The sequence below is a fragment of the Kribbella sp. VKM Ac-2568 genome (assembly GCF_004345365.1).
Lineage (GTDB): Bacteria > Actinomycetota > Actinomycetes > Propionibacteriales > Kribbellaceae > Kribbella > Kribbella orskensis.
Genome location: NZ_SLVF01000012.1, coordinates 176,679 through 198,201, shown reverse-complemented (window position 1 = coordinate 198,201; position 21,523 = coordinate 176,679). Strand labels below are relative to the sequence as shown.

Genomic DNA, 21,523 nt, shown 5'->3' with positions numbered 1-21,523 from the left:
GGTGGCAGACGGCGACAGGCTGGTGCCGCGCGACTCCGCCGTCTACCAGGAGTTCGCCCGCCTGCACCAGATCGCGCACGACGGGAGTTCCACCGGCATCAACCGGTGGAACGGCGATCTCTATGCGACCGACGACGCTCTCTGGGGAGGCTTCAGCCCCAAGACCGGCAGCGTCCGGCTCTCCGACCAACTCGTACTGCGGCACCTCACCGGCGCAGTCTCCGAGACGGAGCCCGACAAACAGGCGGAGGCACTCGCCACCGTTCTGCATGAGTCGACCCACACGGCCATGGAGACCGACGCGCCGACCGAGGCGAACGCGGTCCGCTCCCAACACTCGCTGGGCTTGATGGAAGGCGTCGCCGAACTGCGAGCGACCACCGACTTCCAGGCCTTCACCGAGGCCGCCGGCTACCCCGGGCTCACCCTGACCACGCCGCAGTACCCGGGCGCGCACGCCGCGGTCGACAGTTTGGTCACTCAGGCATCCGGTCCAGTAGTCGGCCGCCAGGACCTGATCGAAGGACTGACGCAGGGTCCGGGCGTCATGCATTTCGATCAGTTGGCCGAGGGCGTTGTGCAGAACCGACTGCGCGACGTCGTCCCGGAACGAGCCGATGACCGGACGGCGACGAGGGCCGCCCTCATCGAGACTATGAAGCACGACCAGTGGCCCGACCTACATCACAGCAACTCCGCGGAGGTCGGCCTAGCTGTCGCCGAGGAAATCCGAGGCAAGTTGGATGCGAAGGTCCAGGAGATTCGCGAGCACTACTCCGCGAACCCGGGTCAGCCGTTCCCGGCCGGCTCTCCCAACGCCGCAGCCGCCCGGGCAGCCGCCCCCGATCCACAGCGAGCGGCCACGCAGACAGACCACGGTCGGAACACCGACCTGACGAAGCTGCCACCGCCAGACGCGAGCACCCGCGTCATGCGAGGCCCTCAATCGCCCGGGCAGCGCGAGCCGGACGCCCAGCAGCCGTCCCCGACAGATCATGCCGACGGCACGCAACCCGCCACCCCAGCTTTAGACGCGACCTCACCTGCCACAGCAGAACAGAGCGCCAAGCAGCCCGGCCAAGCAGCCGCACCTAACGCGCCCCAGGAGCTCTCACACGCGGCCGCAGCTGGCACGCCGCAGCGGGCGGTACAAGGCGCCGAGCCCAACGCAGCTCAGCAGACCTCGCAGGGGGCCGATGCTCATGCGGCTCAGGAAGCCTCAGAGCCCGGTGGGCGACAGGCGGGTGGGGAGATGCGGTTTCTGAGCGGGCAGGCTCCTGCGGCTGGGGCGACGCGGCAGGCGCCGTCGCTGGGGCAGGGTGCTCGCGGTGCCGGGGCTCCTCAGGGGGCTGGGGTTAGTCGGGAGGCTGGACGGACGGAGTCCGGCGAACGCGGCCGCGAGTAGGTGTCGACAGTTAGGGCGAATGGCGGTTTTGCTGTTGACACGCGGCGGTGGCCCCACAAACATCTAACCACTTGGGTTTTGGTTAGTGGTTAGTTCATTGGAGGCGGGATCTTGGCCAGCATGCCCGGTCGGCAGGTTGTCGTTTTGGATGGGCCTTCGAATCTTGGGCTCAGGCCGCCGGTGGTGGGGGCGGTGCCTGGGTGTTACAAGTTGGCGGGGGCGTTGCGGGATGAGGGGATCGTCGGGCGTATCGGGGCCGGGGACGCTGGGTGTGTGACGCCGCCTCGGTATGACCGGGGGGATTGGAAGCCTGGGGATGGGGTGTTCAACGCCGGGGCCATGGCGGAGTACACCGTCAAGCTGGCGGATCGGTTGGGGAAGCTCTTTGACGACGACAAGTTCGTGGTGTTGCTGGGCGGTGAGTGCAGCAACCTGCTCGGACCGGCGTTGGCGTTGAAGCGCAGGGGCCGGTACGGCGTGGCGTATCTCGACGGGCACTCCGACTTCCGCACTGTCGAGAACGACGCGTACGTCGGGGCTGCCGGGGGCGAGGCGCTCGCACTTGTGACAGGGCGCGGCCAGGAGGATCTGACCGACCTCGAGTCGTTGCGGCCGTACGTTCGCGACCAGGACGCGGTGATGCTCGGCTACCGCGAGGACGAGGCGTACCTCGACAGCCTGCGCGAGGCAGGTATCCCGGACTGGTCGGCGCTGGCCGTCATCGACGATCCGGCAGCGGCGGCGAGCGGAGTACTGGCTCACCTGGAGCGGGACGACCTCGACGGGTTCTGGGTGCACCTGGACGTGGACATCCTCGATGCGGAGGTGATGCCGGCTGTCGACAGCCCGGATCCCGGTGGACTCGAGCACGAGCACCTCCGCGACCTGTTGAAGCCACTGCTCGCCTCACCGAAGTGCGTCGGCTTCGACATCGGCATCTTCGACCCCGACCTGGACCCCGACGGCCGCTACGCCGCCGAGCTCACGGACACCCTGGTCGCCGCGCTGACCAACTAGCCCACGCCCACCCGCGCTAGCTCACTCCCACCGAGCCGGAAGCCCGTGCGGCTCGGCCGTACCGAGCACACGCGGTACTCCGGTCGGCCAGACCTGCAACACCACCAGGAACTCCGGCTCCGCGTCCGGGGTACGGCGCATCGGCTCCAGGCTGAGGTGAGCCAGCGGCGCCGAGGGAGTCGCCTTGGCTCCGAGCGCGGCGATCAACCCATCCGCAGCAGCCTTGTCCTCAGGCGTGAGGTACTGCCACATCACCGAATGCCAGACGACGGTGACGTGGCCCTCGGAGAGTTCGAGGTTGCGCAGGAACGACACGGCGTCCTCACGCCGTATGTCGGCCGGCACCTTCCGCGCGACCTCCAACGCGCCGCGCAGGCGCTCCAGCCGGTCGGGCATGTCGGGCCACACGTACGACGTCAGCGTGAGCGCGCCGTCGTCGGTGAACGGGTTCACCGGCGCGATGTCGCTCCCCACCCGCTCCACGATCCGCAACTCCACAGCAGGATCGAGCGGCCGTCCGGACCAGGCATCGTCGAACACCACCGGGCTGTCCGAAGGCCCGAAGCTCGATCCGTCGGCCAGGTTGTAGCGGAACTGGTCGGCGCGCAGATTGAGCCCGCCACTTGCCCCGATCTCGAACAGCCGCACGGGCAACGGGACAGCCTCGACCAACCTGGACAGGCCACCGTAGAGAGCGATAGACCTGCCCACCTCGTTCGTCTGGGGCGGCTGGGTCAGCAGTTCACGCAGCTCCGGGCCACGCGCCTGCAGCACCTGGTCAAACGCCTCCCAGCCCAGCCGGGGATCCCACTCGCCACCGACGCTCGGGTAGAACGCCGCCAGCTCCGGAGCCTCCCCCGCCAGCACTAGCCGGTGCACGGACCCCAGCAACCGCAACGCGATCGCTGCACCGGCCAGCTGATCCTCATAGCCGGCAAGCACCGCTATCGGCGAACCACCGATCTCATAGTCGTCCACCACAAGCCGCAGCAGGTCGGCGTACATAGGTGAGCCGAGGTCCTCGCATGCCACGGCCTGGAGCTGGAACGCCTGTACTAGATCCACACGCCCGACCCTAGAAGGTCAGGCGATCCAGAATCGACTTTGCCGTCGTGCGCGCGTCCTCGTCCTCCAGGGGCGAGCCGTCGCTGTCGGTCAGGTAGAAGACGTCGACGCACTCCGCACCGAGAGTGCTCACGTGCGCAGACCTGACGTCGGCTCCTGTCGACGCGATCGCCGCAGTGACGTCATAGAGCAGGCCGGGCCGGTCGTGAGCCCGCACCTGCAACACCGTGGCCGTCTCGGACGCGTTAGGCAGCAGGTCGACCCGACTGGCGGCCGCCTTGCCCCGAGCGGACGAGTCGCGTGCGGCCAACCGGCGTACGAGGTCGGTGTCGTCGCGAAGAGCCACGGCCAGCCGGTCCCGCAGCCGCACAGGATCGGGCGCCGACCCCGCGACGGACCACTGCGAGATCCCCAGCCCGTCGACCGACGTGATGACCGCAGACCGTACTGCGAGCCGCTCCACCGCCAGTACTCCAGCCACGGTGGACAGCGTGCCCACCTGATCCGGTACGGCGACGTTGACCCGCAGCTCGCCGCGGTGATCCGACACGGTCACCCCGAGCCGTCCCACCCCGACCACCTGGTGCAACACCGGCAGCGGGATGGGCGGAGCGTCGGTCCAGAGCCCGGCGCCTCCCCCGGACAGGTCTCCCCGCACACGGCGAGCGAGTTCGCCGACCAGGCGGAGCCGCCACGGCGATGCAGCAGCAGGCCCGGCAGCACGAGCATCGGCATAGGTGAGAGCTTCCAGCAGGTCAAGTGTGTCCGTGTTGCCGACGATGCCCGCGACCAGGTCCACCGTCATCGGATCGTCCAAGTCCCGCCTGGTGGCGACCTGTGCCAGCATCAGGTGCTGCCGGACGAGCAGGGCGATCGTGTCGGCGTCCGCCTCGGCGAAACCCAGCCGGCGGGCGACGGTGGTCGCGATGACGGCACCGGTGATGCTGTGGTCGCCGTCGACCGCCTTGCCAAGGTCATGGAGCAGCGCGGCGACCAGCAGCAGGTCCGGTCGGCGTACGTCCCGGACTAGTTTCGAGGCCTCAACACAGGTCTCCAGCAGGTGCCGGTCGACGGTGTAGCGGTGGATCGCCGACTGCGGTGGCCGGAAGCGCACGGTGTCCCACTCCGGCATGATCCGGGAGATGTAGCCGGCCTGGTCCAGGGCCTCCCAGACCTCCAGCAACCCCTCCCCCGCACCCAGCAGTGCACAAAGGAGGCGCCGGGCCTCCGCACCCCAGGGCTCTGGGGGCATGGCGGCCGTCCTGGCCAGTCGATCGCACACAGCAGGCGACAACACCAGATCCCGATCGGCAGCGACAGCCGCGGCCCGCAGGCCAAGCGCAGAGTCCCGCTCAGGGCGGGCTTGCGGCATCAGGACAACCTCGCCCTCGTGCTGGCCGACGCCCTCGTCCAGCGCGAGCAGCAGCGGGCCACCGCCGCGGTGACGACGTCGGGAGCGAGGCGGCCGGGCCATCAGGCTCTCAATCCGTCGCCACGACACGTCGCACACGTGAGCCAACGTCCGGCCGGTGGCGTAGATGTGCCGCAGCAAGGCATCGCGATCCGCCAGGCCGAGCCCGGCCGCGACCTCGCCGGCCACGTCAGCGACCAGCCGGTCGGTCGCACGCCCGGCGACCTCGTGCAGTTCGTCCCGCACGTTCAGCAGGTCCAGCCGCGCCCGCTCGACCACCGGATGCGGCACGTCGATCAACCACGACGCCACCAGGGCTCGCAGTACGACGGCGTCTCGCAGACCGCCGTACGCCTCCTTGAGGTCCGGTTCGGCCAGGTGCGCGAGCTCGCCGACCGTGTTGGCCCGTTCCCGGCACGCCTCCGCGAGTGCCGGCAGCCGCGTCTTCGCAGTACGGCGCCAGTCGGCCATCAGGACCGACCGCAACTGCAGGGTGAGGTGAGAATCCCCTGCCACGTGCCGGGCGTCCAGCAGCCCGAGTGCGACCCGTACGTCGTCGGCCGCCGCCTGCTGGGCCTGCGCGACGGTCCGGACACTGTGGTCCAGGCGGGTCCGCGAGTCCCACAACGGGTACCAGATCTGGGCGGCCAGCTCGTCGACCTGGGGATACCCCTCGGCATGCAGGAGCATCACGTCGAGATCGCTGTAGGGCGACAACTCCTCCCGGCCGTAGCCGCCGACGGCGACCAGGGCGACGCCCTCGGTGGGAACACCGAGGGCGTCGCAGGCCTTGGAGAGGAGCAGGAACAGCAGCGCGTCGGCCTCCTCGGCACGAGCGCGCCGCTGTGCTGCTCGGTGCGCCATCTAGAGGGCGTCTCCGTCGGTCTCGCCGGTACGGACCCGGACGATCGACTCGACCGGTACCACCCAGACCTTGCCGTCACCGATCTTGCCGGTCTGCGCGGCCTTCACGATCACGTCGGTCACGTCGGCGGCGTCACCGTCCTCGACGACCACCTCGAGCCGGACCTTCGGGACCAGGTCCACCTCGTACTCCGCACCGCGGTACACCTCGGTGTGGCCCTTCTGCCGGCCGTAGCCGCTCGCCTCGGTGACCGTCATGCCGGTCACCCCGAACGTCTCCAGCGCGGCCCGGACATCCTCCAGCTTGTGCGGCTTGACCACCGCGGTGATCAGCTTCATGCGTGCGCACCTTCCTTCTCATCGGTCTCGACCTCGGCGGCCGGGGTGCGGACGACGCTGCTGTGACCCCGCATCCCCGAACCCGCGGCCAGGAAGTCGTACGCCGTCTCCGCGTGCTCGACCTGGTCGACACCGGTGACCTCGTCGTCCTCGCTGACGCGGAAGCCGATCGTCTTGTCGATCACCTTGCCGAGGATGAAGGCCACCGTGAACGAGTAGACAGCAACCACCACGTTCGCCAGCGCCTGCCGACCGAGCTGGCTGGCACCGCCACCGTAGAACAGGCCGTTCACCGCGGACGGGGCGGCCGCGGTGCCCAGGAAGCCGATCGCCAGCGAGCCGAACAGACCGCCGACCAGGTGCACGCCGACCACGTCGAGGGAGTCGTCGAAGCCGAACTTGTACTTCAGCGAGACCGCGAAGCAGCAGATGGCACCGGCGAGAACGCCGAGGATGATCGCGCCCACCGGGGTGACCGCGCCACAGGAAGGCGTGATCGCGACCAGACCGGCGACCGCACCGGAGGCCATTCCCAGCGTGGTGGCTTTGCCGTGCCGGATCCGCTCCACGATCAGCCAGCCGATCACGGCAGCGGCCGTGGCGACCTGGGTGTTCACGAAGGTGACCGCGGCGGTGGTGCCGGCACTCAGCGCGGAGCCCGCGTTGAAGCCGAACCAGCCGAACCACAGCAGACCGGCGCCGAGGATGACCAGCGGCAGGCTGTGCGGCCGCATCGGGTCCTTGCGCCAGCCGACCCGGCGGCCGAGCACCAGAGCCAGCGCTAGCGCGGCGGCACCGGCGTTCACGTGCACGGCGGTACCACCGGCGAAGTCGACCGCCTTCAGCTTGTCGCCGATCCAGCCGCCGGCGCCGTCGTCCAGGAACCACACCGAGTGCGCGACCGGGAAGTACACCAGGCACGTCCAGCCCACGACGAACGCGATCCAGCCGCGGAAGGTGGCCCGGTCGGCGATGGCACCCGAGATCAGCGCCGGGGTGATGATCGCGAACATCAGCTGGAAGGCGACGAAGGCGAGCGTCGGGATGGTGCCACTGACCGCATCGGGTGAGATCAGGCCCTTCAGGCCGACCTCCGAGAAGTTACCGATCACGTGCCCGGTGTCACCGGCGAAGGTCAGCGAGTAGCCGACCAGCACCCAAATTATGGTGACGACCGCGATGGTGATCGCACTCATCATCATCATGTTCAGCACGCTCTTGACGCGCACCATGCCGCCGTAGAAGAAAGCCAGGCCTGGTGTCATCAAGAACACCAGGGCGGCACTGACCAAGACCCAGGCGGTATCGCCGGCGTTGATCTCCATCAACGTCATCCCTTCCATCGATCTGGGGGTGGCCCGCGTCCTCAGTCGGGGAGCTCCACAACGCCGGGAAGCCCGCGCACGGCCACACCGCAAACGGTGTCGGCGCGCCGTTTCAGCCGATCGGTCCTGATGTTTCAGGCATGTGACAAAGCGCTCCGTCAGGTGACATCGACGTGACATCGGCCCGGTTGTGGCACTCTGGCCTGACCACACGGCCCGCAGCCGCGCCACTGCGACCGTCCGAGCTGGGGAAAGCGAAATGGAGACCAACAGCGGGGAGAGGCCGCGCAGAGGCAGGCCGAGGGACCCGGAGGCAGAGCCACGGATCCGCCGGTACGCCGTCCAGCTGCTGCTGGAGCGCGGGTTCGACGGAATGACGGTCGACGACGTCGCGGAGGCGGCTGGCGTCGGGAAGGCCACGATCTACCGGCGGTGGGCGAGCAAGGAGCTCCTCGCCAACGACGCGATGGCCCAGATGTTCGACATCGAGATCCCGGATGCCGACACCGGGTCCATCGCCGGTGACCTGCGCCAGGTCTACCGGGACGCCCTGATCTTCGTGAACAGCAAGGAAGGCATCTCGCTGATCCGCCTGGCGGTCAGCGAGATGAACCGCGACGAGCAGTTCACGGTCTTCTACCGGTCCTTCCTGCAGCGCCGGATCGCCCTGACGGCGGCCGCGCTGGAGCGAGCCCGGCGGCGGGGTGAACCGATCCGCGCGTCGGCGGACCCGGTGCTGATGGTGCAGTGGCTGGCCGGAGTACTGATCGTCCGCGCGCTGACGGGAGAGAAGATGCCGTCGGTGGACGATGCCGACCACCTGGTCGCGATGACGATGAGGTGCATCGCCGAGTAGGGATCAGCCGCGTACGCCGGGGCCGAGTGCCACGCCGGTCACGTCGAGTTCGGTGACCCGGCGTACTCGGCCTGTCTGCAGGTCCCAGGCGATCACCCAGCCTGCCACCTGCAGCAGCGCCGTCTGCTCGTCGTACCAGCCGAGCATGAAACAGCAGCCCGGCTCGCGGATCCGGTCGGGAGTGTCCCGGCCGGGAGTCGGCGTGGCCGCCGGGGTCTCGCCGAGGACCAGCAGGCGGCTGGGGAGAGTCAGTTGCCGGGAGATCGCGGCGACTACCTGTGGCTTCGACACGACGGTCGGCACCTGCGGCAGCTGGTCCGCGATGAACATCCTGGCCGCGATGGCACCCTGCGTGAACGTCAGCCCGGCCCAGGTGCCCACCGGCAGCCGCGGATTGCTGTCGACGGTCCAAGTGCGGTTCGCCTCGTATCGCATCAGCGCCACCTGGTTGCCCGTGCCATCCAGCCGGTACGGCGCCGCCACGTCGAACGGGTCATTGCTGGCAGCCACAGGGGCGACTTGCTCCGCGCCGACGGTGAAGGCGCCGATCAGGACGCGATAGGCGACGCCCGGACCGCTGACGAGCAGGCCGTCGCTGTTCTCCAGCCAAGCCACGCTGCGGATGTCCTCGGCCGGGAGCGCGACGCGACGCGTTGACGCGTCGGTGGTGTCGGTGGCGTCGATGATCGCGACACCGCCGGGCTGCGGGAACGCGACCAGCCTCCCGTCCGGCGAGATCGCCCCGGGGCCGAGCGGTTCACCGGACCTGATGGCGCTCAACTGGAGGTCTACCCGGGCCCAGCGGGAGGTCGGGTCCAGCAGCAGAGGTGTGAAGCTCCCGTTCCGATGCGAGAGCACTACCGCGGCCACCCGGTCGAACGGATCCTCCCTGAGGTCGCCTGCGCTGACGGGCAGCTGCAGCGCGTCCCCCAGCGGGGTCTCGAGGCGATCCAGGAACCGCTCGCTGCCGGCCGGCGGCGCCATCCAGTAGTCGACACCGAAGATCTGTCCGGCCGGCGGGATGAAGCCGGGCGGAGTGCTGGGTGGAGTGGTCGGCGGGACGATGCCGGTGTTGTTGCCGCCGAGTCCGGCGACCACGGCAGCGATCAGCGCGACCAGCAGCACCACGGCGAGCCCGACGATCGTGCTGCGACGGCGTCTGCGCCGGATGGCGAGACCACCGGCCCAGGCGGTGTCGGTGAGGTCCGGCTCCGGCAGCAGGTCGGAAGCCCGGTCCAGCAGCGGCCGGACCTCCTCGCGCCTCACTGCTGGTCCCTGCGGTATGCGTCGCGCCAGTCCCCCGAGCCCAGCGCCGCACCCAACCGGCCGACGGCGGTCTGGACGTGCCCGTGCACGGACGGCTGCGACATGCTCAGCACGTCGGACACCTCGTACTCGGTGAGCTCCTCGAAGTACAGCAGGACCAGTACTGTGCGCTGGGCCGGGGTGAGACTCGCCAGGGCGAGCTTGACCGGCTCGTCCTCACCCTCGAACGGCCGCACCCTCGCCCAGCGCGACAAGGCCGGCTGGTAGAGCAGGCGTTGCACGAACACATCCGGGTCGTCCACCTTGCCCCAGCGCAGCGACAACCTGGTGAAGGCGTGCAGGAGTTGCTCCTCAGCCCGCTCGAGCTCGCCGTACACGAGGTACGCCGTCCGGAGCCACCTGCCCTGCCGCGCATCGACGTACGAGGCGAATTCTGGGTCGACCGTGTCGCGCATCCACCCTCCCGCCTCTATTCAACTCCTCAACTACTCCGTGCGGCCACCGCCAAGCCGGTCTCTTCGGCGATCAGGTCGGCGTTGATCGTGGCGCCCGCGGTCAGGCCGGCCGCGGCCGACGTGATCACCTGGCTGCGCAGGTCGGCCACGTTGCCCGCAACCCAGACGCCCGGTACCTCAGTCGCACCGCTCGGACCCGCCTGAACCGCAGTGCCGAGGTACACGTCGCCGAACTCCTGGTCGACCGCTTTGAGCCCGAGTTCGGCCAGGAAGTCGACCCGTGCCCGCACCACCGACTGCACCGCCAGGGCCTGGCGCGGGATGACCTTCCCGCCTTCCAGCCGTACGCCGGTGAGCTTGTCGTCCGTCACTTCCACGGCCTCGACCCGTCCTTCGACTACCGAGATCCCGCGGGCTGCGAGCTCCTCCCACTGCTCGTCGGACGGCGTCGGCCCGGTGTGCAGGAACAGCGTCACGTCGTCGCTCAACTGCCGGAACAGCATCGCCTGGTGGATCGCCATCCCACCGGTGGCCAGTACGCCGATCGCCTGGTCGCGCACCTCCCATCCGTGGCAATACGGACAGTGCAATACGTCGCGCCCGAACCGCTCGGCCAGCCCCGGTACGTCGGGCAGCACGTCCGTGCCGCCGGTGGCCACCAACAGCCTGCGTGCTCCGAACGACCGCCCGTCGTCCAACTCCACCACGAACCCGTCCTCGGGGGTCGACGTGGGCCGGGTGACCGTGGTGACGGTGCCGGAGGTCACCTCACCGCCGTACCCGGTGACCTCGGCGCGGCCGATCGCGTACAGCTCACTCGGCGGAACCCCGTCACGGCTCAGGTAGTTGTGCACGTGCTCGGCCGGCGCGTTGCGCGGCGTGCCGTTGTCGATCACCAGCACGGACCGGCGCGACCGGACCAGCGCCAGCGCCCCGTTCAGCCCGGCGGCCGCCCCACCCACCACGATCACGTCGTACTTCTCCATCCCTTGCTCCTTCGTCGATCCGCAGTCTCTGGCCCCAGAGTTCGCCGGATTCTCGAAAACGACAAGAAAGTTTGCCAAGATGGCAACCGTGGATCCCTTTGACGACGTCCTGGAAGCGGTCGGCCCGAGGTTGCGGTCACTGCGGCTGGAGCGCGGTACGACGCTCGCCCAGCTGTCCGCGTCCACCGGGATCTCGGTGAGCACGCTGTCCCGGCTGGAGGCGGGGCAGCGCCGCCCGACGCTGGAACTGCTGCTGCCGCTGGCCCGGGCGCACCAAGTCCAGCTGGACGAACTGGTGGACGCGCCCCCGACCGGTGATCCCCGCATCCACGCGAAGCCGATCCGGCACCACGGCGCGACGATGATCCCGCTGAGCCGACGGCCTGGCGGGCTCCAGGCGTACAAGCAGATCGTGCCGGAGGGCTGGCCGGGCGGCGAGCCGGACCAGCGGACCCACGAGGGCTACGACTGGATCTACGTGCTGTCCGGCCGGATCCGGCTGGTGCTGGGCGACCGCGACATCGTCCTGCTCGAGGGCGAGGTGGCGGAGTTCGACACGAGGGTCCCGCACTGGTTCGGCAACCCCGGGCCTGGAGCGGCCGAGATGCTCTGCCTGTTCGGCCCGCAGGGCGAGCGGCTGCACGTCCGTGCTCGCTCCAAGTAGTGATAGCTTTCCGGGCGGTCGACCATTAGAGAGGACCCTGCACGTGAGCGTCGCGTTGTTCACCCTCGGCGGCACCATCGCGATGGCCGGCCACACGGTCGATGGCGTCCGGCGGCTGACCGGCGCCGACCTGACCGCGGCTGTGCCCGGGCTGGCGGATCTCGGCCGGCCGATCGACGTACAGGACGTGGAGGCGGTGGCGAGCGCCAACCTGACGCTCGCCAAGATGCTCGACGTCGTCGATGCCGCGTCGAAGGCGATCAGCAACGGCGCCACCGGCATCGTCGTCACCCAGGGCACGGACACCCTGGAGGAGACGGCGTTCGTGGTCGACCAGGTCTGGCCGCACTCCCACCCGTTCGTCCTCACCGGCGCGATGCGCAACCCGACGCTGGCCGGCCACGACGGCCCGGCGAACCTGCTAGCCGCCGCCCGGGTCGCCTGCTCTCCCGCCGCCCGCGACCTCGGTGCTCTGGTCGTCCTCAACGACGAGATCCACGCGGCCCGCTGGGTCCGGAAGACCCACAGCACGAGTACTGCGACGTTCGCCTCACCCAACGCCGGATCGATCGGCCAGGTGGTCGAGGGCCAGGTCCGCATCCTCACCCGCCCCGCCCGGCAGGACGGCGTACCGGGCCGGGCCGAGCCCGCGGACCTCGACGCGACGCGAGTGGCGCTCTACACGGTCACCCTCGACGACGACGGCCTGCTGCTCGACGGTCTGGCTGACACGCACCAAGGCCTGGTGGTCGCCGCGTATGGCGTCGGGCACGTGCCGTCCGCGCTGGCGCCGGTCCTCGGCGCACTTGCCGAACGCATCCCGGTCGTGCTCACCTCGCGGACGGGCGGCGGTTCGGTACTGCGCCACACCTACAAGTCGGTCGGGTCGGAGTCGGACCTGCTCGGCCGCGGGCTGATCGACGGCGGCTTCCTCGACCCCTACAAGGCGCGCGTGCTCCTAAGGTTGCTCTTGGCAACAGGTGAGGGTCACGACGAGATCATCGCGGCCTTCGCGCAGCACCACTGACCTCGGCCGCCTTGGTGATCAGATAGTCCCGCTCCGGCAGGCTCGTCGTACGCCGGGCCGCCGCGCGAAAGTGGTTCGCGGCGGCCTCGTCGTCACCGAGCATCTCCCAGAAATGCCCCCGTACCGCGTCCAGCCGGTAGTGCCCCGGGAGCTTCTCGTCCAAGGGTTCGAGGAGCTTCAGCCCGGCCTCGGGTCCTTCCACCATGGCCAGGGCGATAGCACGGTTCACCGTCACCATGGGGTTGCCGGACAGCTCCTCCAGCAGGCCGTACAGCGCGAGGATCTGCGGCCAGTCGGTGTCCTCCGGCTTGTCCACCTCGTCATGCAGCGCCGCGATCGCGGCCTGCAACTGATACTCCCCCAGCGGTTGCCGTCCGAACGCGTCGACGGCCAGCGCGAGTCCTTCGGTGATCAGCTCCCGGTCCCACAGGCTACGGTCCTGGTCCTCCAGCGGGATCAGCTCACCCGCGGGGCCGGTCCGAGCGCGCCTGCGTGCGTCGTTGAGCAGCATCAACGCCAGCAGTCCCATTACCTGGCCGTTCTCCGGCAGTGACCGGTGCACCATCCGGGTCAGCCGGATCGCCTCTCCGGAGAGGTCGCTGCGCTGGAGCTCGGCGCCGCTGCTGCTCGCGTATCCCTCGTTGAAGACCAAGTAGAGGACGTGCAGCACCTGGCGCAACCGCTCGTCGCTCTCCTGCAGCTCGAACTCCTGCCCCTTGAGCCGTGCCTTGGCCCGGGTGATCCGCTGCGCCATGGTCGCCTCGGGTACCAGGTACGCCTTCGCGATCTCGGCCGTAGTCAGGCCGCCGACCGCGCGGAGCGTCAACGCGATCGCGGACGCGGGCGACAAGGCGGGGTGGCAACACAGGAACAACAACCGCAGCGTGTCGTCCTGCTCCTCGACCTCCTCGGCCGGCACCTCACGCCGCGCCGCCAACTCCTCCCGGCGCCGTCGCGCCTGGTCCTGCCGGATCTCGTCGATCAACCGCCGCGAAGCCGCCTGGATCAACCACCCGCGCGGATTGTCAGGCACCCCATCCCGCGGCCAAGTCCGCGCCGCTGCGATCAACGCCTCCTGCACAGCATCCTCAGCCGCCGCAAAGTCCCCGAACCGCCGCACCACCACCCCAACCACCTGCGGCGTCAACTCCCGCAACAACCCATCAATCCCCTCCACACCCCCATCATCACCCACCCCCACCCCACCCCGCCGGGCCCACCCGCTCACCCACTCGCCGCCCCACCCAATCACCGACGCCTGGGCGCCGGCCCGCCCGCTCGCCGACGCCCGGTCACCGCCTGGTTGCCGGCCCGCCCGCTCGCCGACGCCAGGTTGCCCGACGCCTGGGCGCGGCCCGCCCGCTCGCCGACGCCAGGTTGCCGACCCGCAGGCCCGCTCGGTCGGCGGCCCGCCTGGCCGCCGCCTCCCCGCGTCCACGTCTCCCCGCCTCCCCCGCGTCCCCGCGTTGGCCAGTACGCGGTCCATCGATACGGCGTCGACCAGTACGCCGGTGCGCCGATGCGCCGATGCGCCGAGCCGGTGGTTCCCCGGCATGCGTGTGGGTGATTCCGCCGGGCATAGGCCGAGGTGGTTCGCGGTCTCCGCTGCGTGAGTGTTCTAGTCGGGATGGCGTGCATCAAGAGCGCCTTCGGCGTCCCTTCGGGATCGAAACAAGTTTCGACTCTTGACCCACCCCATCCCGACCAGGGAAGGAACGCAGCTACGCGGATCCCGCGGAGAGGTCTGAGCCGGGTAGAGGTGATATCCCCAGGATGGCGCTCGGCACCCCGCCAACTCCCGATTCTCCCGCCTTCCGCAGGGCTCCCGGTTCTCCACTCCACCCCGCCGGGTCCCGTCTCCCTCTCCATGCCGCCGGGGTCTCAGTTCTCCCTCTCCATGCCGCCGGGGTCCCAGTTCTCCCTTCCACCGCCGGGCTCCCCAGTCCCTCTCCCCCGCCGGGGTCCCAGTTCCCTCTCCCCCGCCAGGGTCCCAGTCCCCCTTCCACCCGGGTCCCCAGCCCTCCGGCTCGCGGTTGGCGGCGATGTCGGCGTGCCCTCTGAGGGGTTGACCCCTGAGGGTGTGGGTTGCCCCCTCGGATTCTGGGCGGCCACCTGGCGTACCGGCGCGCGTTGTGGGGGTTGACCCCTCAGGGTGTGGGTTGCCCCCTCGGATTCTGGGTGGGCATCCCTGCGTCTGAGGGGTTGCCCCCTCAAACGCCGGCGATCTGCTGCGGCCGGGGCTCACCGCGGGGGTTACCTGCTCGTGTTGAGGGTTGTGCCCCCCCGGGCGTTCGAGGGGTAACCCACAACACGAGTGGGTAACCCCTCGCGATTGCGCGCGGGATGTGCGGCTGGGCGGATGGCGGGTTGTTCGCTGGCTGGCGGTTTGGAGGGCGCCAGTGGCCGAACAACCCGCTATCGGGCGCCCGCTGGGCGCCGTGAGCCGGTGGCAGTGTGGTTTGTAGGGACTTGGGACACCAAGTGGGGGCCTGGGACAGGTCATTTCATGTTCGAGGTCCCCACCGGATGTCCGAGATCGCACCTTGTGCGCCGGCTGAGTGTCAGAGTCGCCGGGATCTGCTCAAGCCCGAGCGGAGCACAAAGTACCGGTTGGGAGCGTCTTGATGCGCCAGGCGGGGCAACTCCCCGAGCGTCTGAGCCAGGAGCTCCCTGGCATCGTCGCCACACCTCTCAGCGGCTCCGGGATAGCTGCGTCTTTCCCTGGTCGGGGTGGTGTGGGTCAAGAGTCGGAACTTGTTCCGATCCCGAAGGGACGCGACGCGCTCTTGACGCACGCCGGCCCGACTAGCACTATCACGCAGCCCGGGGACGCAACCACCTCCGCCTATGCGGGTGGAACCACCCGAGCCTGTGCCGGTGGAACCAGACCAGCGCATCGTTCGCGACTACCCAGCCACGGGAACGCAACGGCTCAGATTGGGGAGGCAACTGCCTCCGTCGGCCATCTCCGGCACTGGATTTGCCGAGGGCGTAGGATTCCCGGGTCGAGGTGGTGGTAAACATCGATCCGGGCGTGGCGTCAGACACATTTCCGCTAAGTTGCCTAAGGCAATTACGTGTTCTGAGCGTGCTGGTCGAAAAGTCAATCGTTTCTGATGGATTCTTGCTATAGGCAACCTCCGGCAAATGGGCGACAAACAAGCCTTCCCAGTTTCAGTAACGTTGTCAACGTCAGAACGAAGTACGGTCGGATCTTGCCGAAAACCGCCCTTCGACTTGACCATCACCTGCTTCAAGTGTTCGGATCGGGCCTGCTCGGGGATAATTACGAGACTCTTTGGGAGATGGTTGCTCCGTGGTTGAGCACTCGCAGACCAGCAACGGGACCACTAGCGACTACGCCGCCGTCGGCGGGGGCGCCGCGATCTCGTCGGTGGTGGATTTGTTCTACCAGAGCGTTCTGGCGGACCCACAGCTCGTCGGGTACTTCGAGGGCACGGACCTGGCCCGGCTCAAGCGGCATCAGGTGCAGCTCGTCTCCCAGGTGATGGGCGGCCCGGTCTCGTACGAGGGTGCCGACCTGGCCGAGGCGCACCGCGGCCGCGGCATCACCGACGCCGACTTCGGCCGGGTGGTCGAGCACCTGATCGCCGCGCTCGCGGCGCACAGCGTGCCGGAGGACATCGTCGGGCGGGTCGTCCAGGCGCTCGGTGCCACCCAGGGCGACATCGTCACCGCGCGCTGACCCCGGATGGATCCGGCCGCGCTGAAGAACAGCTGGGCCCTGGTCGCCAAGTCCGGTGACGAGGTCCCGCTGTTCTTCTACTCACACTTGTTCCTGTCCCACCCAGAGGTCCGGGAGATGTTCCCGGTATCGATGGCAGCCCAGCGGGACAAACTCGTCGGAGCACTCGGCGCCGTGGTGAGCAACGCCGCGCAGCTCGACGAAGTGGTGCCGTTCCTGCAGCAGCTCGGCCGGGACCACCGCCGGTTCTCGGTCATCGCCGAGCACTACTCCGCCGTCGGGGCCTCGCTGCTCGCGACGCTGCAGCACTTCCTCGGCGCCGCGTGGACCTCTGAGCTGGCGGCCGACTGGGCGGAGGCTTACGGCCTAGTCGCGACTGTGATGGTCCAGGCGGCCGAGGAGTCGGCGGAGGAGACACCGGCCTGGTGGCCGGGCGAGGTGCTGGGCGTGGACCGCCGTACCATGGACGTCACGATCGTGCAGATCCGCCCACACGAGCCGCTGGCGTACCAGCCGGGCCAGTCGGTCGCCCTCGAGATCCCGTACCGGCCGCGGCGCTGGCGCTACTTCAGCCCGGCGAACGCGCCGCGCGACGACGGGTCGATCGAGCTGCACATCGGCCTGGTCCCGGGCGGGCAGGTCAGCGGTCCCGCGGTCAGGTCGCTCAAGCCGGGCGACCCGGTCCGGCTCGGCGCCGCGGTCGGCGACACGCTCAAGCTCCCGGACCACGGCCGCAAGGACATCCTGATGGTGGCCGGCGGGACCGGACTGGCTCCGCTGCGGGCGATGCTCGAGCAGCTCGACCGCCGCACCCAGCCGGCCGACATCCCCCGGGTGCACCTGTTCCACGGCGCCCGGATGCCCTGGAACCTCTACGAGCACAAGCAGCTCACCAGACTCACCCAGAGGCCCTGGTTCAGCTATACGCCAGTCGTGTCCGACGACAGGTCGTACCCGGGCCAGCGGGGTCTGGTCGGCTCGGTGGCCGCGGAGCACGGGCCGTGGACGGGCCACACCGCGCTGGTGTGCGGTTCGCCGTCCATGGTCGCGCACACCGTCGACGAACTCACCGGAGCCGGCACCCCGGCGGCCGACATCCGCTTCGAGTCCTTCGGGACCACTACTTCGGCAGGGGGCCAGCAGTGACGCCCGAAGACCCGTTCGCCCGGAGACCCGCCCAGTCGCCGCACGCGATCCGGCACCAGACGTTCAGCACCCGCCGCAGAGGCCTGGACCCGGACGAGGTGGCGCAGTACCTGGCGGCGCTGGCGGAGCAGATCGAGTACGCCGACGCCGACCGGGCCGAGTTCCGGGCCGAGCTGGAGCGGGTCCGCAACACCACCCCGGACTCGGAGCAGCGCGCGCACATCACGGCCCACGCGGTCGGCTTGCTGAGCCAGGCGCAGCAGATCGCGGACAACCTGGTCGCCGAGGCCGAGCAGTACGCCAAGGACCTGGTGGAGTCGGCCCGGCACCAGCAGCGCGACGTACTGCAGCAGGCGCACGACTCGGTGGAGACAGCGGTCAAGCGGTTGCCGGCCACCGAAGTACAGGCGGCTGAGCTCGAGTACGTGCGGACCTTCACCCAGGTCGCGCACGTACAGCTCCGCTCGGTACTGGATGCCCTGGCGGAGCAGGTGGAGCGGCTCGGCCACCTCCCGCAGACTCCAGAGTCACAGACACAAGCCCAGGCGTCCGCACAGGGCGAGGTGGAGTGGTGGACGGACCTGTCGTCCAGTGGCGGTGCCTCGAACGCTCTGGGCTCTAGTGGCGGTGGCCAGGACGCTCTGGGCTTGCCGTCTCCAGCGGGACATCGGCGGCCGGAATGACGCCCAGGTGAGTCGTCTGCCGGGTCAGCGTCGCGTCCAAGAGCCATTCGGTCGCGGTGCGGATCCGGTTCCCCGGCATGGACAGCAGGTGGTAGCCGCGCGTCACCACCTTGGCCGGGAGACCTGACAGCGGGATCTGCAGCGGGTCGGCCGCAGCCTGGGTTCCGCCGAGGTCCACGACGAAACCCAGGTCCTTGTGCGAGTACGCCTTGCGCTCGCCCGTCCCGAAACTCGCCGCGACGTTGCGGGCCGCCCGCCTGCCCTGCCGTTCGGCGTGCTGCGCCGTCATCGGCGTCACCTCACCCGGCCTGGTCAGATCCGGTACCGCGGCCGCGTCGCCGCACGCGAACACGTCCGGGTGCCCCGGCACGCTCAGGAACTCGTCGACGGACAGACGGCCCCGCTCCGTCTTCAGCCCGAGTGCCTCGACCACCGGGTCCGGGCGGACGCCCACACACCAGATCAGCGACTGGGTGGGCACGAACTCCTTGTCCGTGAGCCGCACACCTTCCCGGGTGGCCTCCTCGACCGACATCTTCATCCGTACGTCGACACCGCGATCGCGGAGCACCTTGTCGGCTGTGCGGGACAACCGGATGTCCAGCTCGGGCATGACCCGCTCGGCGATGTCCAGCAGCATCCACTGGATCCGCTGGTTCCGCAGGCGAGGTCGCCGCTTCTTGAGGAGGTCGGTGTAGAGCACGCCGTGCGCGGCCACCTCCGTCCCGGTGTAGCCGGCTCCGACCACCACGAACGTGCAGAACGAGTCCCGCTCGGCCTGGTCGTCCGTGGCGTCGGCCCGTTCGATCTGCTGGGTCAGGTGGTCCCGCAGGAAGACGGCCTCGGGAATCCCCCGGAACCCATGCGCATGCTCGGCGACTCCCGGGATCGGCAGCAGCTTGTTCACACTGCCGGCCGCGATGATCAGCCGGTCGTACCCGATCTCGCCGGGCTGGTCGTCCGGATCGGCGTACCGGACTATGCGCTTGGCGAGATCGAGCCCGTCGACCTCGCCAAGTACGAGCCGGACCTCAGGGAGGGTGTCCGCGAGCGACACCGTCACCCGGCGCGGTTCGAGGATGCCTGTCGCCACCTCGGGCAGAAGCGGGAGGTAGAGAAAGTAGTCGGTCGGATTGACGACCACGATCTCGGCTCGGCCCTTGGCCAGCTTGCAGAGCGTCTTGGCGGCGTGATACCCGGCGAAGCCCGCCCCAATGATCACAATCCTCGGCGTCATACCCCTTCGTTACCAGATCGGCTCCCCGCAAGCCACGGCTAAGCTCCTCGGCATGACTGGGGAGAGCGACGAAGACATCGCCACGGACCGGGTGCAGGCACTGGTGTTCGGCGAGGTGGCGACGGAGTACGAGCGGGTCCGCCCCGGCTACCCGGAAGCGCTGGTCGACGAGGTGCTGGCTTACGCACCGCCCCAGCCGACGGCTCTCGACATCGGTGCCGGCACCGGCAAGGCCACGGTCGCCTTCGAGGGCCGTGGCCTCCGCATCACCGCGCTCGAGCCCGACCCGGCCATGGCGGTCGTACTCCGCCAGCGCGTGGCCGGCCTCGCCGTGAACATCGCGATGGCGTCACTGGAGACCTACCAGCCGGAGGAGTCCTACGACCTGGTCTACAGCGCGCAGGCGTTCCACTGGACCGCCCCGGACACCCGCTGGGCCCGTACAGCGGCTGCCCTGCGTCCCGGTGGCGCCTTGGCCCTGTTCTGGAACTACGACCGAGTGGCGGACCCCGAAGTACGGGCCAAGGTGTTCGGCGTGCTCCGCGAGCAGGTGCCGATGCTCGCTCCGGCGGGTGAGCCGCCCGAACCGGACAGCCTGCTGAAGCTCTGGCCGAACGACGAGCTGTCGGTGCGGCCCGAGTTCGGAGAGCTCAGGCAGAAGGTCTACCGCTGGAAGCGCGAGCTGTCCGCCGAGGACTACCTGGCCTACCTGACCACCCAATCGTCGTACCGGATGCTCGAGGCGGACGAGCGCCAGGACCTGGTCGACGCGCTGGTGGCCGTGCTGCCGAGCCAGGTGGTGCTGGACGTCGCGACCCTCCTCCACCTGGCCAAGCGGCGCTAAGACCGGGCCACAGCCGCCGGGCCGGCCTGCTCAGTCGAGCAGGGCGTCGACGAACTGCTCGGCGTCGAAGGGGGCCATGTCGTCCGCGCCCTCACCGAGGCCGACGAGCTTGACCGGGACGCCCAGCTCGCGCTGCACGGCGATCACGATGCCGCCCTTGGCGGTGCCGTCCAGCTTGGTCAGCACCAGGCCGGTCACGTTGATCACCTCGGCGAAGACCCGGGCCTGGGTGAGGCCGTTCTGGCCGGTGGTGGCGTCGATGACGAGCAGCACCTCGTCCACCTCGGCGGTCTTCTCGATCACCCGCTTGACCTTGCCGAGCTCGTCCATCAGGCCGGTCTTGGTGTGCAGCCGGCCGGCCGTGTCGACCAGCACCACGTCGGCCTGCTCCTCGATGCCCTGCTTGACCGCGTCGAACGCGATACTGGCCGGGTCGCCGCCCTCGGGGCCGCGGACGGTCCGGACCCCGACCCGCTCGCCCCAGGTCTGCAGTTGGTCGGCCGCCGCCGCGCGGAAGGTGTCGGCCGCGCCGAGCACCACATGCTTGTCCTCGGCAACCAGCACGCGGGCCAGCTTGCCGACCGTGGTGGTCTTGCCGGTGCCGTTCACACCGACGACCAGCACGACCGCCGGCTGGTTCTCCTTGCGCTCCACCTTCAGCGACCGGTCCAGCGACGGGTCGACCAGCGCGATCAGCTCCTCGCGCAGGATGGTGCGGGCCTGCTCGGCGGTGACGCCCTCGACCCGGACCCGGGTGCGCAGGCGCTCGACCAGTTCCTGGGTCGGCGCGACGCCGACGTCGGCCGTGATCAGCGTGGTCTCGATGTCCTCCCACGCCTCGTCGTCGAGCTTGTCCCGCGACAGCAGCGCGAGCAGCCCCTTGCCGAGCGAACCCTGCGAGCGGGCCAGCCGCGCCCGCAGCCGGACCAGCCGGCCCTGGGCTGACTCGGGCTTCTCGATCGTGGTGGTCGCGCCGGCCTCGGGCAGCTCGGTGTCCTCGAGCGTCCGGGTCGGCGTGTCCCGGGGTTCCTCGGCGTCGTCACCGACCTGGGGCTCGGCGATCTCCGGGGTCGGCTGAGGAGCCGGCAGTTCGGCCTTGCGGCGCCGAGAGATGACCAGTCCGGTGGTACCGCCGACCAGCAGGACGGCGATCACCGCGATGATGGCGATCAGGGCCTGGTCGGTGAGCAGGGTGACAAGCTGAGAGATCAACACGATTCCCCATCT

At 69.5% G+C, this 21,523-nt stretch carries 19 protein-coding genes; 9 read left to right on the top strand and 10 right to left on the bottom strand.

Features of this window, described 5'->3' with window-relative positions; genetic code table 11:
- Position 1 precedes the first annotated feature (1 nt).
- Together EV648_RS31530 and EV648_RS31525 are read left to right on the top strand one after the other, a co-directional pair.
- Positions 2 to 1,405, top strand: a complete 1,404-nt coding sequence (locus EV648_RS31530) for a hypothetical protein (protein WP_132298771.1) — start codon at positions 2 to 4, stop codon at positions 1,403 to 1,405.
- 120 nt (positions 1,406 to 1,525) lie between these two features.
- On the top strand, positions 1,526 to 2,422 hold the full coding sequence (locus EV648_RS31525) for an arginase family protein (protein WP_132298770.1): 897 nt from the start codon (positions 1,526 to 1,528) through the stop codon (positions 2,420 to 2,422).
- Positions 2,423 to 2,443: 21 nt separating this feature from the next.
- Here EV648_RS31525 and EV648_RS31520 read toward each other — a convergent pair whose 3' ends face one another.
- From EV648_RS31520 to EV648_RS31505, 4 genes are read right to left on the bottom strand one after another with little or no spacing between them, the layout of a single operon-like run.
- Complete coding sequence (locus EV648_RS31520) at positions 2,444 to 3,487, bottom strand: DUF2332 domain-containing protein (RefSeq protein ID WP_132298769.1); 1,044 nt, start codon at positions 3,485 to 3,487, stop codon at positions 2,444 to 2,446.
- A 10-nt stretch (positions 3,488 to 3,497) separates the two neighbouring features.
- Entirely contained in the window at positions 3,498 to 5,762 is a 2,265-nt protein-coding gene (locus tag EV648_RS31515) for a [protein-PII] uridylyltransferase (protein ID WP_132298768.1), read from the bottom strand.
- Complete coding sequence (locus EV648_RS31510; RefSeq protein WP_132298767.1) at positions 5,763 to 6,101, bottom strand: P-II family nitrogen regulator; 339 nt, start codon at positions 6,099 to 6,101, stop codon at positions 5,763 to 5,765. It lies immediately after the preceding gene.
- Entirely contained in the window at positions 6,098 to 7,435 is a 1,338-nt protein-coding gene (locus tag EV648_RS31505) for an ammonium transporter (protein WP_132298766.1), read from the bottom strand. The genes EV648_RS31510 and EV648_RS31505 overlap by 4 nt, the downstream gene beginning before the upstream one ends.
- A 250-nt stretch (positions 7,436 to 7,685) precedes the next feature.
- Here EV648_RS31505 and EV648_RS31500 point away from each other — a divergent pair, with 250 nt between their 5' ends.
- Positions 7,686 to 8,282 carry a TetR/AcrR family transcriptional regulator gene (locus tag EV648_RS31500; RefSeq protein WP_132298765.1) on the top strand — a complete coding sequence of 199 codons (597 nt, stop codon included), beginning with the start codon at positions 7,686 to 7,688 and terminating at the stop codon, positions 8,280 to 8,282.
- 3 nt (positions 8,283 to 8,285) lie between these two features.
- On the opposite strand, the gene EV648_RS31495 is transcribed toward EV648_RS31500, so the two are convergent.
- Genes EV648_RS31495 through EV648_RS31485 form a run of 3 tightly spaced genes read right to left on the bottom strand, consistent with a single transcriptional unit; the run spans position 8,286 to position 10,989 of the window.
- Complete coding sequence (locus tag EV648_RS31495; protein WP_132298764.1) at positions 8,286 to 9,548, bottom strand: hypothetical protein; 1,263 nt, start codon at positions 9,546 to 9,548, stop codon at positions 8,286 to 8,288.
- A complete protein-coding gene (locus EV648_RS31490; protein WP_132298763.1) occupies positions 9,545 to 10,003 on the bottom strand; it encodes a sigma factor-like helix-turn-helix DNA-binding protein in 459 nt (152 codons plus the stop codon). Before EV648_RS31490 ends, EV648_RS31495 begins: the two co-directional genes overlap by 4 nt.
- 26 nt (positions 10,004 to 10,029) lie before the next feature.
- Positions 10,030 to 10,989, bottom strand: coding sequence for an NAD(P)/FAD-dependent oxidoreductase (locus EV648_RS31485; protein WP_132298762.1), 960 nt, complete (start codon positions 10,987 to 10,989; stop codon positions 10,030 to 10,032).
- 88 nt (positions 10,990 to 11,077) lie between these two features.
- On the opposite strand from EV648_RS31485, the gene EV648_RS31480 reads away from it, so the two are divergent.
- Positions 11,078 to 11,653 carry a helix-turn-helix domain-containing protein gene (locus EV648_RS31480; RefSeq protein WP_241995776.1) on the top strand — a complete coding sequence of 192 codons (576 nt, stop codon included), beginning with the start codon at positions 11,078 to 11,080 and terminating at the stop codon, positions 11,651 to 11,653.
- 43 nt (positions 11,654 to 11,696) lie between these two features.
- Entirely contained in the window at positions 11,697 to 12,680 is a 984-nt protein-coding gene (locus tag EV648_RS31475; protein WP_132298760.1) for an asparaginase, read from the top strand.
- Here EV648_RS31475 and EV648_RS31470 read toward each other — a convergent pair.
- Complete coding sequence (locus EV648_RS31470; RefSeq protein WP_132298759.1) at positions 12,652 to 13,857, bottom strand: RNA polymerase sigma factor; 1,206 nt, start codon at positions 13,855 to 13,857, stop codon at positions 12,652 to 12,654. The genes EV648_RS31475 and EV648_RS31470 overlap by 29 nt on opposite strands.
- A gap of 2,139 nt (positions 13,858 to 15,996) precedes the next feature.
- Here EV648_RS31470 and EV648_RS31465 point away from each other — a divergent pair.
- From EV648_RS31465 to EV648_RS31455, 3 genes are read left to right on the top strand one after another with little or no spacing between them, the layout of a single operon-like run.
- Complete coding sequence (locus EV648_RS31465) at positions 15,997 to 16,386, top strand: group 1 truncated hemoglobin (protein WP_158294113.1); 390 nt, start codon at positions 15,997 to 15,999, stop codon at positions 16,384 to 16,386.
- 6 nt (positions 16,387 to 16,392) lie between these two features.
- Positions 16,393 to 17,532 carry a globin domain-containing protein gene (locus EV648_RS31460; protein WP_132298757.1) on the top strand — a complete coding sequence of 380 codons (1,140 nt, stop codon included), beginning with the start codon at positions 16,393 to 16,395 and terminating at the stop codon, positions 17,530 to 17,532.
- Positions 17,529 to 18,215, top strand: coding sequence for a DivIVA domain-containing protein (locus EV648_RS31455; RefSeq protein WP_158294112.1), 687 nt, complete (start codon positions 17,529 to 17,531; stop codon positions 18,213 to 18,215). Before EV648_RS31460 ends, EV648_RS31455 begins: the two co-directional genes overlap by 4 nt.
- Here EV648_RS31455 and EV648_RS31450 read toward each other — a convergent pair.
- Positions 18,151 to 19,452, bottom strand: coding sequence for an NAD(P)/FAD-dependent oxidoreductase (locus tag EV648_RS31450; protein WP_132298755.1), 1,302 nt, complete (start codon positions 19,450 to 19,452; stop codon positions 18,151 to 18,153). The two genes, EV648_RS31455 and EV648_RS31450, sit on opposite strands and share 65 nt — an antisense overlap.
- A 52-nt stretch (positions 19,453 to 19,504) precedes the next feature.
- Here EV648_RS31450 and EV648_RS31445 point away from each other — a divergent pair, with 52 nt between their 5' ends.
- Positions 19,505 to 20,296, top strand: coding sequence for a trans-aconitate 2-methyltransferase (locus tag EV648_RS31445; RefSeq protein WP_158294111.1), 792 nt, complete (start codon positions 19,505 to 19,507; stop codon positions 20,294 to 20,296).
- 30 nt (positions 20,297 to 20,326) lie between these two features.
- On the opposite strand, the gene ftsY is transcribed toward EV648_RS31445, so the two are convergent.
- Positions 20,327 to 21,511 (bottom strand): signal recognition particle-docking protein FtsY, encoded by a 1,185-nt coding sequence (ftsY, locus tag EV648_RS31440; RefSeq protein ID WP_132298753.1) that lies wholly within the window; start codon positions 21,509 to 21,511, stop codon positions 20,327 to 20,329.
- Between the last annotated feature and the right edge of the window lie 12 nt (positions 21,512 to 21,523).

Excerpts from the sequence above, each read along its gene's own strand:
- EV648_RS31525 (WP_132298770.1), top strand. The coding sequence starts at position 1,526 with ATGCCCGGTCGGCAGGTTGTCGTTTTGGATGGGCCTTCGAATCTTGGG.
- EV648_RS31515 (WP_132298768.1), bottom strand. The coding sequence starts at position 5,762 with ATGGCGCACCGAGCAGCACAGCGGCGCGCTCGTGCCGAGGAGGCCGAC.
- EV648_RS31510 (WP_132298767.1), bottom strand. The coding sequence starts at position 6,101 with ATGAAGCTGATCACCGCGGTGGTCAAGCCGCACAAGCTGGAGGATGTC.
- EV648_RS31505 (WP_132298766.1), bottom strand. The coding sequence starts at position 7,435 with ATGACGTTGATGGAGATCAACGCCGGCGATACCGCCTGGGTCTTGGTC.
- EV648_RS31500 (WP_132298765.1), top strand. The coding sequence starts at position 7,686 with ATGGAGACCAACAGCGGGGAGAGGCCGCGCAGAGGCAGGCCGAGGGAC.
- EV648_RS31490 (WP_132298763.1), bottom strand. The coding sequence starts at position 10,003 with ATGCGCGACACGGTCGACCCAGAATTCGCCTCGTACGTCGATGCGCGG.
- EV648_RS31485 (WP_132298762.1), bottom strand. The coding sequence starts at position 10,989 with ATGGAGAAGTACGACGTGATCGTGGTGGGTGGGGCGGCCGCCGGGCTG.
- EV648_RS31460 (WP_132298757.1), top strand. The coding sequence starts at position 16,393 with ATGGATCCGGCCGCGCTGAAGAACAGCTGGGCCCTGGTCGCCAAGTCC.
- EV648_RS31450 (WP_132298755.1), bottom strand. The coding sequence starts at position 19,452 with ATGACGCCGAGGATTGTGATCATTGGGGCGGGCTTCGCCGGGTATCAC.
- EV648_RS31445 (WP_158294111.1), top strand. The coding sequence starts at position 19,505 with ATGACTGGGGAGAGCGACGAAGACATCGCCACGGACCGGGTGCAGGCA.